At 65.2% G+C, this 14113-nt stretch carries 11 protein-coding genes; 8 read left to right on the forward strand and 3 right to left on the reverse strand.

Features of this window, described 5'->3' with window-relative positions:
• Together IE101_RS18540 and IE101_RS18545 are read left to right on the forward strand one after the other, a co-directional pair.
• On the forward strand, positions 1-4149 hold a 4149-nt coding region (locus tag IE101_RS18540), incomplete at its 5' end, for an invasin domain 3-containing protein (protein ID WP_189635345.1).
• 193 nt (positions 4150-4342) lie between these two features.
• The gene (locus IE101_RS18545; protein ID WP_189635346.1) at positions 4343-4795 is read left to right on the forward strand and encodes a cupin domain-containing protein; all 453 of its coding nucleotides are present in this window, start codon (positions 4343-4345) and stop codon (positions 4793-4795) included.
• Positions 4796-4838: 43 nt separating this feature from the next.
• Here IE101_RS18545 and IE101_RS18550 read toward each other — a convergent pair whose 3' ends face one another.
• The 3 genes from IE101_RS18550 to IE101_RS18560 form a co-directional block, all read right to left on the reverse strand.
• Positions 4839-6452 carry an AMP-binding protein gene (locus IE101_RS18550; RefSeq protein ID WP_189635347.1) on the reverse strand — a complete coding sequence of 538 codons (1614 nt, stop codon included), beginning with the start codon at positions 6450-6452 and terminating at the stop codon, positions 4839-4841.
• A 92-nt stretch (positions 6453-6544) separates the two neighbouring features.
• A complete protein-coding gene (gene kynA, locus IE101_RS18555; protein ID WP_189635348.1) occupies positions 6545-7375 on the reverse strand; it encodes a tryptophan 2,3-dioxygenase in 831 nt (276 codons plus the stop codon).
• A 27-nt stretch (positions 7376-7402) separates the two neighbouring features.
• The gene (locus tag IE101_RS18560) at positions 7403-7555 is read right to left on the reverse strand and encodes a hypothetical protein (protein ID WP_189635349.1); all 153 of its coding nucleotides are present in this window, start codon (positions 7553-7555) and stop codon (positions 7403-7405) included.
• A gap of 150 nt (positions 7556-7705) precedes the next feature.
• Between IE101_RS18560 and IE101_RS18565 the strand changes: the two genes are divergently transcribed.
• The 6 genes from IE101_RS18565 to IE101_RS18590 all read left to right on the forward strand — a co-directional run bounded on the left by IE101_RS18565 (position 7706) and on the right by IE101_RS18590 (position 14102).
• A complete protein-coding gene (locus IE101_RS18565) occupies positions 7706-8347 on the forward strand; it encodes a helix-turn-helix domain-containing protein (protein ID WP_189635350.1) in 642 nt (213 codons plus the stop codon).
• A gap of 178 nt (positions 8348-8525) precedes the next feature.
• Complete coding sequence (locus IE101_RS18570; RefSeq protein WP_189635351.1) at positions 8526-9413, forward strand: class II glutamine amidotransferase; 888 nt, start codon at positions 8526-8528, stop codon at positions 9411-9413.
• A gap of 3 nt (positions 9414-9416) precedes the next feature.
• Positions 9417-10100 carry a GltB/FmdC/FwdC-like GXGXG domain-containing protein gene (locus IE101_RS18575; protein ID WP_189635352.1) on the forward strand — a complete coding sequence of 228 codons (684 nt, stop codon included), beginning with the start codon at positions 9417-9419 and terminating at the stop codon, positions 10098-10100.
• Between the two features lie 10 nt (positions 10101-10110).
• A complete protein-coding gene (locus IE101_RS18580) occupies positions 10111-11436 on the forward strand; it encodes an FMN-binding glutamate synthase family protein (protein ID WP_189635353.1) in 1326 nt (441 codons plus the stop codon).
• Positions 11437-11494: 58 nt separating this feature from the next.
• The gene (glnT, locus tag IE101_RS18585) at positions 11495-12802 is read left to right on the forward strand and encodes a type III glutamate--ammonia ligase (RefSeq protein WP_189635354.1); all 1308 of its coding nucleotides are present in this window, start codon (positions 11495-11497) and stop codon (positions 12800-12802) included.
• Between the two features lie 49 nt (positions 12803-12851).
• The gene (locus IE101_RS18590; RefSeq protein WP_189635355.1) at positions 12852-14102 is read left to right on the forward strand and encodes a sarcosine oxidase subunit beta family protein; all 1251 of its coding nucleotides are present in this window, start codon (positions 12852-12854) and stop codon (positions 14100-14102) included.
• Positions 14103-14113 lie beyond the last annotated feature (11 nt).

The raw sequence follows: 14113 nt of genomic DNA on the forward strand, positions 1-14113 counted from the left end.
GACAAGGCGGCGACGGGCTATACGCTGACGGCGACGGGGGGCAGCCTGACCTCGGCCACGACGGCGAGCTTTGCGATCACGGCGGGGTCTGCGTCACAACTGACCTTTAGCCGACAGCCGGTCGCGGGGGCCAGCGGTGGCGAACTTGCGACCCAGCCGATCCTGCGGATCGAGGACGCCTATGGCAATCTGGTTGATAGCAGCGACACCGTGCTCGTGACCCTGCATTCAGGCGCCCAAGGCCTGTTGTCGGGCACCACAAGCCTCGCGGCCTCTGGCGGTATCGTGAGCTTCACCGATCTGGGGCTGACCGGGCGGACGGGCACAGATTATGTGCTGCGTTTCACCGCGGGTGCGATGACGCTGGATACCGCGGCGCTGCGGCTCAGCCCTGGCACCGCCAGCGCCCTGGTTTTTGGTACGCAACCTTCCGGCAGCAATACCGCCGGGGCCGCTTTTGCCACACAACCGGTTATCAATATCGTTGATGCCCAGGGTAATGTCGTGACCTCGGCCACGGATGATATCACACTTGCGCTCAGCTCAGGCAGCGGGACGCTGTCGGGGACCGGCACGCTGGCTGCGGTGAGCGGGGTGGCGGCATTCAGCGACCTCTCGATCGAGACAGCGGGCAGCGGCAAGGTGCTGACGGCCTCGGCCAGCGGCCTGACCGCGGTTGAATCGTCAAGCTTTGCGGTTGTTCCCGCGGCGCCTTCCAGGCTTGCCTTCGTGACGCAGCCGGGGCTTGGGCATTATGCGGGGGCGCTTTTGTCGCCGCAGCCGGTGATCGAGGTGCAGGATGCCTTCGGCAACCGCTGCACGACCGATCAAACCACCGAGGTTTCAGTGGAGATTTCGGATGGCGACGGGGGCACCTTGTCTGGCACGCGGCAGATGACGGCGGTGGACGGACTTATCAGCTTTACGGACCTTTTCTTCGCCGGGGTCTGGGATCAAAGCTACAAGCTTGCCTTCAGTGCGCCGGGCATCACGCCGGTTGAAACCCCCGGTTTGCGCGCGACGCTGGGCACTGCCAGCCGTCTGGCCGTTCTGGTGCAGCCTGTCGCGGGCCAAAGCGGAACCCCGTTTGCCGTGCAGCCTGTGCTGGCGGTGCTGGATGCAGCGGGGCACCTTGTGCCTGACGATGATACGACCGTGGTTACGGTGGTGGTCAGCGCCGGGAATGGCACATTGCTGGGGCAAAGGACGGTGACCGCTGTTGGCGGCAGGATAACCTTCACCGATCTGGGGCTGCGTGGGCCTGTTACGGATAACCATGTCCTGACCTTCAGCGCCGAGCCAACCCTTGCACCCACGGACAGCGAGCCGATCATCCTCGTCGCCGGGGTTGCGGCAACGATGGTCGCGCAGGCGGGGGAAGACCAGACCACGACGGCGGGCAGTGCCGTGGCGGTTCCTCCGGCAGTGCTGGTGCAGGACGCCGAAGGGAATGCGGTCGAGGGCATCGAGGTCACCTTCACCACCGAGGGCGGCAGCCTGACCGGATCGCCCGCGCTGACCGGTGCCGACGGGATCGCGCGGCTGGAAAGTTGGACGCTCAGCCCGATTGCGGGCGAAAACACGCTGGTCGCCAGCGCGGCGGGTCTGGGTGAGGTAAGCTTTACCGCATCAGGCATTCCGGGTGCTGCGGCAACGATGGTCGTGCAGGCGGGGGAAGACCAGACCGCGACGGCGGGCAGTACCGTGGCGGTTCCCCCGGCCGTGCTTGTGCAGGACGCCGAGGGAAATGCGGTCGAGGGCGTCGAGGTCACCTTCACCACCGAAGGCGGCAGCGTGACCGGATCGCCCGCGCTGACCGGTGCCGACGGGATCGCGCGGCTGGAAAGCTGGACGCTCAGCCCGATTGCGGGCGAAAACACGCTGGTCGCCAGCGCGGCGGGTCTGGGTGAGGTAAGCTTTGCCGCTTCAGGCATTCCGGGTGCTGCGGCAACGATGGTCGTGCAGGCGGGGGAAGACCAGACCGCGACGGCGGGCAGTACCGTGGCGGTTCCTCCGGCCGTGCTGGTGCAGGACGCCGAAGGGAATGCGGTCGAGGGCATCGAGGTCACCTTCACCACCGAAGGCGGCAGCGTGACCGGATCGCCCGCGCTGACCGGTGCCGACGGGATCGCGCGGCTTGAAAGCTGGACGCTCAGCCCGATTGCGGGCGAAAACACGCTGGTCGCCAGCGCGGCCGGTCTGGACGATGTCGCCTTCACTGCGACGGGCACGGCCCTGCCGGGGGTTGTGGCCCATCTCAGCGCCACGCCCGACGGGGACATTCTGGCCGACGGGGTTGCAACCGCGACCCTGACGCTTGAGGTGGAGGATCCGACGGGCCAACCGCTAAGCCGCCTCGGAGCCGAGGATATCGAGCTGCTTCTGCCCGCGGAGGCGGTGGCCGAGCTGGGCCCTGTCACGCCGCTGGGGGCGGGGCGGTTTGAAGCGACGCTGGCCAATACCCGTGCCGAAACCCTGACGGTGCAGGCCCGGATTGAGGGGGACATTGTCGCGGAAACGCAAATCCGCTTTGTGGCCGGCCTGCCGGACCCCGATGAAACCCGGATCGACGTCAGCCGGAATGAGGCCGAGGCCGATGGCAGCACACCGATTCTGGTCGAAGCGACGCTGCGCGACGGCCACGGCAATCCGGTTTCAGGCGGCATCGGCACCGTGCGATTCACCACCGATCTCGGCACTATGCTGCCCTATGACGGGGCGGTCACGAAAGGGCCGATCTTCGCGCGGGGCAGCCAGACGGCAGTCGCATCATATCAGGGCGACGGGCGCTTCTTTGCCTATCTCGTGTCGAATGATCTTGGCACGGCGACCATTACCGCAACACTGAACAACCTCAGGCTCGGGGCGGTCGCGCAGGTCGTGTTCCGCGAACCCGAAGTCGCGGCGGCAGGTGCGCGTCTGTCGGCCAGCCCGCAGCGGATTCTGGCGGATGGCAAGGCGCAGTCGATCATCACCGTGCAAGCCACCAACGGGGTCGGCGCCAACCTGACCACCGGGGGCGCGCGTGTCACGCTGACCACCACGCTGGGCCAGCTGGGGCCGGTCGTCGATCAGGGCGATGGGCGCTACAGTGCCACGCTGACGGCGGCGACGGTGGCGGGGTCGGCAGTGGTGCGCGGAACCTTCAACGGGGCGCCGATCGGCACCGAGACGCAGGTTGAAATGGTCGTGGATCGCGATCATGTTGCAGCCGCGCTGGCCGATGCGACATCGGCCTTCGTGGCGCAGCGGATGGAGCGGCTGTTGTCGTCTGAACCTGCTGCCTATGCCCTGCCGAACCGCCGCACGGCGGATGGTCGCGTGGACCTGACCTATGCAACACAGCCCGGCAGCACGGGTGGCCTTGAATTCCAATGGGCGCGCACATCGCCCAGCGGGGCCATCCATACCTGGGCCGAAGGGAAAAGCCTGCGTGAAACGGCTGACAGCAGCGACAGCTTCGCCGTGCTGCACGCGGGCGTGGACCGCCTTCTGCGCCCGGATCTGACCCTGGGTCTTATGCTTTCGCTGGATCGGGGGGCTGACAAAGGCGAGGGAGAGGCGATTTCCGGCGATGGCTGGAGCATAGGTCCCTACCTGTCGTGGGAGATGCAGGAGGATCTGTTCCTGACAGCGCGGCTTGCGGTGGGCGGGTCGAACAACCGCATTGCCAAGGACGTCTATGGCGAAGGTCGTGCCTTTGCGGGGCAATTCAGCACAACCCGCAGCCTGGCCATGCTGTCGATCGAGGGGCGCTACACCCTTGGGGCCGTTCGCGTTGCGCCGCAGATGGGACTGCAGATGATGCGCGAAAGCTATGGCAGCTATCTGGTGTCGGATGGCATCAGCGAGGTGCGCGTGCCGGGCGATCAGCTGTCTACCGGCCGCCTCACGCTGGGTCTGCCGATGGAGATTCCGCTGCGCCAAAGCGATCGGGCGCCGATCCTGTTCCTTGCGCCGGAATACCGTCTCATGCGGTCAAGCAGCCGGGCAGGGTCCAGCGACGGGTCGGATTACGCGCTGGAATTGGGCCTGCGGACCGGACCCGAGGCGAAATGGCAGGGCGAGGTGGCGCTGCGCTATGACAGCGGCTCTGAGGCTGGGGCGCGCGGGATCGAGTTGCGATCGGCGCTGGAACTGCGGTTCTGACCCCTTTCCCCTTTGCCCGGACCTGCCGCCGCGCGGGTCCGGGTTTTTCATGCCCATTTCTTTCAAGTTTAAATAAATATCGACGTGGTGCGGTGGATCGGTCTAGGCTTTGCCTGCCGGGCAGACTCTCGGCCAAATCTGCTTTGATCCGGGGCAACCGGACCCTTGTTTTCATCCCAGGGAGGGACAAACCATGACCAAACCCCTTGATGGCGGCATCACCCGCAACGGCGACGGCTATGAGGCTGTCGAATGGAACATTCTGGGCCAGCGCTATTTCCCCAAGGCCGAATGTGACAGCAGCTTTGCCTTTGAAACCAACTCGGATCCCGGCCAGTTCGTGCCGGTGCATATCCACCCCACGCAGGATGAATTCATCCTCGTGCAGGAAGGCCAGCTTGAACTGAAGCTGGACGGCAAATGGACCACCGCCAAGGCGGGCGATCTGGTCCGCATGCCGCGGGGCGTGCCGCATGGCTATTTCAACAAATCCGACAAACCGGCGCGGGCGCTGTTCTGGGTTTCGCCTGCGGGCAAGCTGCCCGATCTGTTCCGCACCCTGCATGACATGACCGATATCGCCGCCGTCGTCGCCGCATCGGCCGCGCATGAGGTGGACTTCCTGCCGCCCGAGGCGAATGAGTGAGGCGCCGCCCCTGTCCTGCCACCGGCGGGGCAGGGGGTACTTGTCAGCCGCGCAGGCGGAACCGCTGGATCTTGCCCGTCTGCGTCTTGGGCAGCGCCGACACAAAGACCACCCGGCGGGGGTACTTGTAGGGCGCAATGCTGCGCTTCACATGATCCTGCAACAGCTTGACCATCAGCGCGTCGCCCGTGGCATCAGGGGTCAGCACGACATGCGCCTCGACGATCATGCCGCGTTCTTCATCCGGGGCGCCCACCACGGCACATTCGGCCACCTGCGGGTGTGACAGCAGGGCTGCCTCGACCTCGGGTCCGGCGATGTTGTAGCCCGCGCTGATGATCATGTCGTCCGAGCGGGCGGCAAAGTGGAAACGCCCCTCTTCATCCTGCCAGAAGCTGTCACCCGTCAGGTTCCAGCCATCGCGGACGTAATTCTGCTGGCGGTCGTCGGCCAGATAGCGGCAGCCGGTGGGGCCGCGCACGGCCAGCCGCCCGACCTCGCCGCGCGGCAGCTCGTTCATGTCGGCATCGACGATCCGCGCCTCGTAGCCGGTGACGGGGCGGCCCGTGCAGGCGGGGCGGTGATCCTCGAACCGGTTGGTGAGGAAGATATGCAGCATCTCGGTCGCGCCGATCCCGTCGAGCATGGGCTTGCTGGTGCGGGTGATCCAATCCTCATAGACCGGGGCGGGCAGGGTTTCGCCCGCACTGACGGCTGCGCGGAGCGAGGAGAGATCCGCCCCTTCCTCCATCGCCTTCAACATCACGCGGTAGGCGGTGGGCGCGGTGAAGCAGACGGTTGCGCGATGGGTCTGGATGATCTCGATCATGTTCTGCGGCGAGGCCTGTTCCAGAAGTGCCGCCGCCGCCCCGAAGCGCAGCGGGAAGATCGCAAGCCCGCCCAGCCCGAAGGTGAAGGCCAAGGGCGGCGAGCCGACAAAGATATCCTCGGGCGTGACATTCAGCACCTCGCGCGCATAGCCATCGGCGATGATCAGCAGATCGCGGTGAAAGGCCATCGCCCCCTTGGGCGTGCCGGTGGTGCCGCTGGTAAAGCCGATCAGCGCCACATCATCACGCCCGACCGGCGGGGCGGCAAAGCGCACGGGTTTGGACAGGGCCGCGCGGTCCAGTTCCGCGTCATGGTTGGCGGTGCCGTCAAACCCCACCACGGTTTTCAGAAAGCGCGAGGATTTGGCGCAGATCACCATCTCCTCCATCAGCCGGGTATCGCACAGCGCGAAGGCGATTTCGGCCTTGTCCACGATGGCGCCCAGTTCGCCCGCGCGCAGCATGGGCATGGTGTTCACCACCACCGCCCCCGCTTTGGTCGCCGCCAGCCAGCAGGCCACCATCGCCGGATTGTTGGCCGACCGGATCAGCACGCGGTTGCCGGGCTTCACCCCGTAATCCTCGACCAGGGCATGGGCGATGCGGTTGGTCCAGTCCGACAGTTCCTTGTAGGTACGGATGCGGCCATTGCCGATCAGCGCGGTATGGTCGCCAAAGCCGCGTTCGACCATGCGGTCGGTCAATTCGACCGCTGCATTCAGGTATGCGGGATAGTCGAACCGCTCCAGCCGCAGGTCGGGCCATTGATCGGGGGGCGGAAGATTGTCGCGGGTGAAGGTGTCGATATGGCCCGTCGGTCCAAGCATGGCGGTTTCCCTTGTTGTGCCTCGCCGGGTGAACCCCGGCTGTCTGTTGTGAAAAGGGCGCGCGGGTCTGACCCCGCGCGCCCGAAAGGCGGTCAAAGCACGGTGCGGACGCGCCAGAGTTCGGGGAACAGCTCAACCTCCAGCATCCGGCGCAGATAGCTGATCCCCGCCGTGCCCCCGGTGCCGCGCTTGAAGCCGATCACCCGTTCCACGGTGGTCACGTGGTTGAAGCGCCAGCGGCGGAAGTAATCTTCGAAATCCACCAGCTTTTCGGCCAGCTCATAAGCCTCCCAATGGGCGGCGGGGTCGCGATAGACGGTTTCCCAGGTGGCGGTGACGGCGGCATCTTCCACCCAAGGCGCGCGCAGATCGCGGGTCAGAACCGCATCCGGCACCGGCAGGCCCAGACGGGCCAGACGGCGCAGCACCTCGTCATAAAGCGAGGGGCGGGCCAGTTCGGCCTCCAGCAGGGCCAGCAGATCGGGCCGGTGTTCATGCGGCTTCAGCATCGCCAGATTGCGGTTGCCCACGGCAAATTCGATCAGCCGGTATTGCCAGGACTGAAAGCCCGAGCTTTGCCCCAGCGCATCGCGAAAGCGGGTGTATTCCGACGGGGTCATCGTCCGTAGCACATCCCAGGCGGAATTGAGCTGTTCGAAAATCCGCGAGATACGGGCAAGCATCTTCGTCGCCTCGGCCGTACGATCGGCCGCAATCGCGCGCCGCGCGGCATCCAGTTCGTAAAGCGCGAGCTTCATCCACAATTCCGAGGTCTGATGCTGGATGATGAACAGCATCTCGTCATGGGCGGTGGACAGCGGGTGCTGCGCGGTCAGGATCTGATCGGTGGCAAGGTAGTCGCCATAGGACATGCGGCGGCGGAAATCCATTTCGGCGCCATCGCGGGAAGGGTCATAGGTCATCGGTGTCTCATTCGCTGAAGGAAGGGTTCAGGCGGCAGAGGCACCCTTCCGGCAACTGAGGATCGAGAACGCGCCGATCTTGCGCCAGATCGCCACCCAGCCCGCCGGACGGCAGACCGCAGGCAGGCGCCGCCCGGTGGGGGCGGTGCGATGGCCTGGAAGGGGCGGCGCGTGACGCATGGGGGGATCACCTTTGGCGGGCTTGTCGGGAACAGGCTACGCCATTTCGGGATAATTTCAAACTTAAAGTATGGTGCGATCCCACCGCGCCCTCTTGCCCCGCCCGGTCGAAGCGCCGAAACTGCACCGATGCCGCTACCGGATGACGGAATGACCGACCCCCGCAAACCCGCCCGCCTGTCGCAAGACCCCCATGCGCTGCGCGAAAACCGCGAAAAGAACCTTGAGGTGGCGATCGGCCGTCAGGTGCGCGAGCTGCGGAAACGCCAGCGCATGACGGGCGGGGATCTGGCGGCGCAGACGGGCCTGTCGGTCGGGATGCTGTCCAAGATTGAAAACGGGGTGATTTCGCCCTCGCTCACGACGCTGCAAATGCTGGCCCATGCGCTGCGCGTGCCGCTGGTGCAGCTTTTTTCCGGGTATGAGGAAATCCGCGGCGCCATGCATGTGAAGGCGGGCGAAGGGGTCGAGATCGAGCGCGCCGGCACCCGCGCCGGGCATCAGTATCACCTGCTGGGCCATATCGGATCGAACAATTCCGGTGTGGTGGTCGAACCCTATCTGATTGTCCTGACGACCGAGAGCGACCGCTTCCCCACCTTCCAGCATGCGGGGATCGAGATGCTCTATATGCTGGAAGGCCGGGTCGATTACCGGCACGGCGATCAGGTCTATCTGCTGGAACCGGGCGATACGCTGCTGTTTGATTCGGACGCGCCCCATGGCCCCGAAACCCTGCATGAACTGCCTGCGCGCTACCTTTCGGTGATCTGTTACCCCCAGGCGGACTGATCCCTGCCCGAAAATACGGCAACGCCCGTGCCGCCGCCCGGAAAGGCGCCCGATTTTCGGGCGCTTTTTTGTTGGGCAAATTTATTTCTTCCTTGGAAACTAATTATCTTGAGGGGCAACTTTATATCCTGCTAGTCAATCCGTGATGGCTCTGGCCGAAACCGAAACGGAGAAAGACATGTGCGGCATCGTTGGCCTGTTCCTGAAAAAGGACGAACTGCGCCCGCAGCTTGGGGATCTGCTGACCGACATGCTGATCACCATGACCGACCGCGGCCCCGACAGCGCCGGGATCGCGATCTATGGCGATGAAGGCGGCACCCTGAAGATGACGGTGCAATCCGACACGCCCGCCACCAGCTTTGCGGGGCTTGATGCCGCGCTGTCGGCGGCCTTGGGCGCCCCGGTCACGATGCGTGTGATCGATACCCATGCCGTGCTGACCCTGCCCGAAGGCAGCGATGCCGCCGCCCGCAGCTGGCTGGCCGAACGCGGTATCCGGGTGATGGGCTCGGGTCACGCGATGGAGATCTTCAAAGAGGTGGGCCTGCCCCGCGACGTGGCCGCCCGCTTCGGCATCCGCGGCATGGGCGGCAGCCATGGCATCGGCCATACCCGCATGGCCACCGAAAGCGCCGTGACCACGCTGGGCGCACATCCGTTTTCGACCGGGGCGGACCAGTGCCTTGTGCATAACGGCTCGCTCTCGAACCATAACCAGATGCGGCGCGTGCTGACCGCCAAGGGCTTTGCCCCCCAGACCCAGAACGATACCGAGGTCGCTGCGTGCTACATCTCTTCGCGCCTGGCCGAGGGGGCAAGCCTGGGCGCCGCGCTGGAAGGTACGCTTGAGGATCTGGACGGCTTTTTCACCTTTGTCGTCGGCACCCGCACCGGCTTTGGCGTGGTGCGTGACCCCATCGCCTGCAAACCCGCCGTCATGGCCGAAACCGAAGATTACGTGGCCTTCGGGTCGGAATACCGCGCCTTCGCCAAGCTGCCGGGCATCGATACGGCCCGCGTCTGGGAGCCGGAACCCGCCACCGTCTATTTCTGGGAGCGCTGAGAGATGCAAACGATTGATATGGCCGTCACCCCCCTGCGCGACTTGAATGCCACGTTGCAGACGCAGGCCGGACAGACCAACCAAACCGCCTGGGTGATCGAAAACCCCCGCGGCGCCCATGCGCTTGCCGTGGGCCTCGATGCCCCGATCGAAGTGACCGTGAAGGGATCGACCGGCTATTACTGCGCGGGCATGAACAAGCAGGCGACGGTGCATGTCACCGGATCGGCCGGGCCGGGTGTGGCCGAAAACATGATGTCGGGCACGGTGGTGATCGAAGGTGACGCCTCGCAATACGCGGGGGCCACGGGGCATGGCGGGCTTCTGGTGATCAAGGGCAACGCCGCCTCGCGCTGCGGGATTTCGATGAAGGGCATCGACATCGTGGTGCATGGCAATGTCGGCCACATGTCGGCCTTCATGGCGCAATCGGGCAATCTGGTGGTCTGTGGCGATGCGGGCGATGCGCTTGGCGACAGCCTTTATGAAGCGCGGCTTTTCGTGCGCGGCAGCGTGAAATCGCTGGGCGCCGATTGCATCGAGAAAGAGATGCGCCCCGAACATCTGGAGATCCTGCGCGACCTTCTGGCCCGCGCGGGCGCCGAGGCCCGCCCGGAAGAGTTCCGCCGCTATGGCTCGGCCCGCCAGCTTTACAACTTCCACGTCGATCACGCCGGCGCCTATTAAGGACACCCCAATGGAAAAGACCCCCCAAACCCTTCCGCGGGACAGCTGGACCTTCTCGCCCGGGATCAACGCCGAAATCCGCCGCGCCGCAGCCACCGGGATCTATGACATCCGCGGCGGTGGCGCGAAACGCCGGGTGCCGCATTTCGATGACCTGCTGTTTCTGGGGGCCTCAATTTCGCGCTATCCGCTGGAAGGGTACCGCGAGAAATGCGACACCTCGGTCACGCTGGGGACGCGCTTTGCCAAGAAACCCATCGAGCTGAAGATCCCCGTCACCATCGCGGGCATGTCCTTTGGTGCGCTGTCCGGCCCCGCGAAAGAGGCGCTTGGACGCGGGGCGACCATGGCCGGAACCTCGACCACCACGGGCGACGGCGGCATGACCAACGAAGAGCGCGGCCATTCGGAAAAGCTGGTCTATCAATACCTTCCGTCGCGCTATGGCATGAACCCCGATGACCTGCGCCGCGCCGATGCCATTGAAATCGTCGTGGGCCAGGGCGCCAAGCCCGGCGGCGGCGGCATGCTGCTGGGCCAGAAGATCACCGAGCGTGTGGCCAATATGCGCAACCTGCCCGTGGGCATCGACCAGCGATCGGCCTGTCGCCACCCGGACTGGACCGGGCCGGATGATCTGGAGATCAAGATCCTCGAAATCCGCGAAATCACCGGCTGGGAAAAGCCGATCTATGTGAAGATCGGTGGCGCGCGGCCCTATTACGACACGGCGCTGGCGGTGAAGGCCGGGGCGGATGTCGTGGTGCTGGACGGGATGCAAGGCGGCACCGCCGCGACACAGGATGTGTTCATCGAACATGTCGGCCAGCCGACGCTGGCCTGCATCCGCCCCGCGGTGAAGGCGCTGCAGGATCTGGGGATGCACCGGAAGGTGCAGCTGGTGGTTTCGGGCGGCATCCGCACCGGGGCCGATGTGGCCAAGGCGCTGGCCCTGGGGGCCGATGCCGTGGCCATCGGCACGGCCGCGCTGATCGCGCTGGGGGAAAACGATCCGAAATGGGGGGCGGAATACACCGCGCTTGGCACCACCGCCGATGCCTATGACGACTGGCACGAAGGCCGCGACCCGGCCGGGATCACCACGCAGGACCCCGCGCTGATGCAGCGCCTTGATCCGGTCGAGGCCGCGCGCCGGCTGCGCAATTACCTCGCTGTGCTGACGCTCGAATGTCAGACCATCGCCCGCGCCTGCGGCAAGAGCCACGTCCACAACCTTGAACCCGAGGATCTTTGCGCGCTGACCATCGAGGCGGCGGCCATGGCGGGTGTGCCGCTGGCGGGAACCAGCTGGATCCCCGGTCAGGGCGGCTTTTGACGATCAATGACGGGCGGGGGAACGCCCCCTGCCCGCGCCACCAACAGGGAACCAATCCATGACCGATCTGGCCGCCTTCGCCCGCGAGAAGGGCATCAAATACTTCATGATCTCTTACACCGACCTGTTTGGCGCGCAGCGTGCCAAGCTGGTTCCGGCCGCCGCGATCGGGGACATGCAGTCGGACGGGGCGGGGTTTGCGGGCTTTGCCACCTGGCTTGACCTGACCCCGGCCCATCCCGACATGCTGGCCGTGCCGGATACGCCCTCGGTCATCCAGCTGCCGTGGAAAAAGGATGTGGCCTGGGTCGCATCGAACTGCGTGATGGCGGGCGGCAGCGCGCTGGATCAGGCGCCGCGCAATGTGCTGGCCCGCCTGATCGCCGAGGCGGCCGAGATGGGCCTTGAGATCAAGACCGGGGTCGAGCCGGAGTTCTTTCTGCTGACCCCCGATGGCAGCCAGATTTCCGACCCCGCCGATACCGGCACGAAACCCTGCTACGACCAGCAGGCCGTCATGCGCCGCTATGACGTGATCGCCGAAATCTGCGATTACATGCTGGAGCTGGGCTGGGAGCCCTACCAGAACGACCATGAAGACGCGAATGGCCAGTTCGAGATGAACTGGAAATACGACAGCGCCATGGCCACCGCCGACAAACATTCCTTCTTCAAATTCATGGTGCGGTCGGTTGCGGAAAATCACGGGCTGCGCGCGACCTTCATGCCCAAGCCCATTCCGGGCCTGACGGGGAACGGCTGCCACGCACATATCTCGGTCTGGGATCAGGCGACGGGGCGCAATGCCTTTGCCGATGACAGCAAGGAGCTGGGCCTGTCAGACAGCGGGCGGCATTTCCTGGGCGGGATCATGAAACACGCCTCGGCGCTTGCGGTGATCACCAATCCCACCATCAACAGCTACAAGCGGATCAATGCCCCGCGCACCATCTCGGGTGCGACATGGGCGCCCAATACCGTGACCTGGACCGGCAACAACCGCACCCATATGGTGCGCGTCCCCGGCCCCGGCCGGTTCGAGCTGCGCCTGCCCGACGGGGCGGTGAACCCCTATTTGCTGCAGGCCGTGATCATCGCCGCCGGTCTGGACGGGCTGCGCAGCAAGGCCGACCCCGGTCCGCGCCATGACATCGACATGTATGCCGAGGGCCACAAGATCGAAGGCGCGCCGAAATTGCCGCTGAACCTTCTGGATGCGATCCGCGCCTATGACGCGGATGAGGGGCTGAAAGAGGCGATGGGGCAGGACTTTTCGGCGGCCTATCTCAAGCTCAAGATGCAAGAGTGGAACAGCTTCGTGAACCACTTCTCGCCTTGGGAACGGGACAATACGCTCGACATCTGATCCGCAGGCCGTATTGACCTGCCACCTTGCCCAATCGGACCCAAATATCATGCGCTTTTCCGGATTTCGCGTCATCAAGGAAGCCCTGACCGGCCATCGTGGCTGGGGGCCGCTGTGGCGCAACCCCGATCCGCAGCCTGCCTATGATGTCGTGATCATCGGCGGCGGCGGCCACGGGCTGTCGACGGCCTATCACCTTGCCAAGGTCTTTGGCGGGCGGCGGATCGCCGTGCTGGAAAAGGGCTGGTTGGGGTCGGGCAATATCGGGCGCAATACCACCATCATCCGCTCCAACTATCTGCTGCCGGGGAACGAACCCTTCTACGAATTCTCGATGCAGCTGTGGGAGCGGATGGAGCAGGAGTTCAACTTCAACGCCATGGTCAGCCAGCGCGGCATCCTGAACCTGATCCACAGCGACGGGCAGCGCGATGCCTATCGCCGCCGGGGGAATGCGATGCGGCTGGCGGGCGCCGATGCGGAACTGCTGGACCGCGAACAGGTGCGCGCGATGTATCCCTGGCTGAATTTCGACGCCGCACGCTTTCCCATCAAGGGCGGGCTTCTGCAGCGGCGGGCCGGCACGGCACGGCATGACGGCGTCGCCTGGGGCTATGCCCGCGGGGCCGACCGGCTGGGCGTCGACCTGATCCAGAACTGCGAGGTGACAGGCTTCCGCATCGAACAGGGCCGGGTGCTGGGGGTGGACACAACGCGCGGCTATATCGGCGCGAAAAAGGTGGGCGTGGCGGTGGCCGGCCATACCAGCCAGGTGATGGCCAAGGCCGGGCTGCGCCTGCCGATCGAAAGCCATGTCTTGCAAGCCTTTGTTTCCGAGGGGTTAAAGCCCGTGATAGATGGCGTCATCACCTTCGGCGCCGGGCATTTCTACGTCAGCCAGTCCGATAAGGGCGGGCTGGTCTTTGGCGGCGATATCGACGGCTACAACTCCTACGCGCAGCGCGGCAACCTGCCGGTGATCGAGGATGTCGCCGAAGGCGGCATGGCGCTGATGCCCGCCATCGGGCGGGCGCGGCTTTTGCGGATCTGGGGCGGGATCATGGACATGTCGATGGACGGATCGCCCATCATCGACCGCACGCCGATCGAGGGGCTCTACCTCAATGCCGGGTGGTGCTATGGCGGGTTCAAGGCGACGCCCGCCAGCGGCTATGCCTTCGCCCAGCTTCTGGCGACCGATGCCCCCCATCCCACCGCCACCGCCTATCGGTTGGACCGTTTCGCGCGCGGCTATCTGATCGATGAAAAGGGCGTGGGCGCCCAACCCAACCTGCACTGAGCCGAGACGCA

Source organism: Gemmobacter lanyuensis, from assembly GCF_014652355.1.
GTDB lineage: Bacteria > Pseudomonadota > Alphaproteobacteria > Rhodobacterales > Rhodobacteraceae > Gemmobacter > Gemmobacter lanyuensis.

Bases quoted from the DNA above. Each gene is read 5' to 3' on its own strand.
- IE101_RS18560 (WP_189635349.1), bottom strand. From the start codon at position 7,555: ATGCGTCACGCGCCGCCCCTTCCAGGCCATCGCACCGCCCCCACCGGG.
- IE101_RS18550 (WP_189635347.1), bottom strand. From the start codon at position 6,452: ATGCTTGGACCGACGGGCCATATCGACACCTTCACCCGCGACAATCTT.
- IE101_RS18570 (WP_189635351.1), top strand. From the start codon at position 8,526: ATGTGCGGCATCGTTGGCCTGTTCCTGAAAAAGGACGAACTGCGCCCG.
- IE101_RS18580 (WP_189635353.1), top strand. From the start codon at position 10,111: ATGGAAAAGACCCCCCAAACCCTTCCGCGGGACAGCTGGACCTTCTCG.
- IE101_RS18590 (WP_189635355.1), top strand. From the start codon at position 12,852: ATGCGCTTTTCCGGATTTCGCGTCATCAAGGAAGCCCTGACCGGCCAT.
- IE101_RS18545 (WP_189635346.1), top strand. From the start codon at position 4,343: ATGACCAAACCCCTTGATGGCGGCATCACCCGCAACGGCGACGGCTAT.
- glnT (WP_189635354.1), top strand. From the start codon at position 11,495: ATGACCGATCTGGCCGCCTTCGCCCGCGAGAAGGGCATCAAATACTTC.
- IE101_RS18565 (WP_189635350.1), top strand. From the start codon at position 7,706: ATGACCGACCCCCGCAAACCCGCCCGCCTGTCGCAAGACCCCCATGCG.
- IE101_RS18575 (WP_189635352.1), top strand. From the start codon at position 9,417: ATGCAAACGATTGATATGGCCGTCACCCCCCTGCGCGACTTGAATGCC.
- kynA (WP_189635348.1), bottom strand. From the start codon at position 7,375: ATGACCTATGACCCTTCCCGCGATGGCGCCGAAATGGATTTCCGCCGC.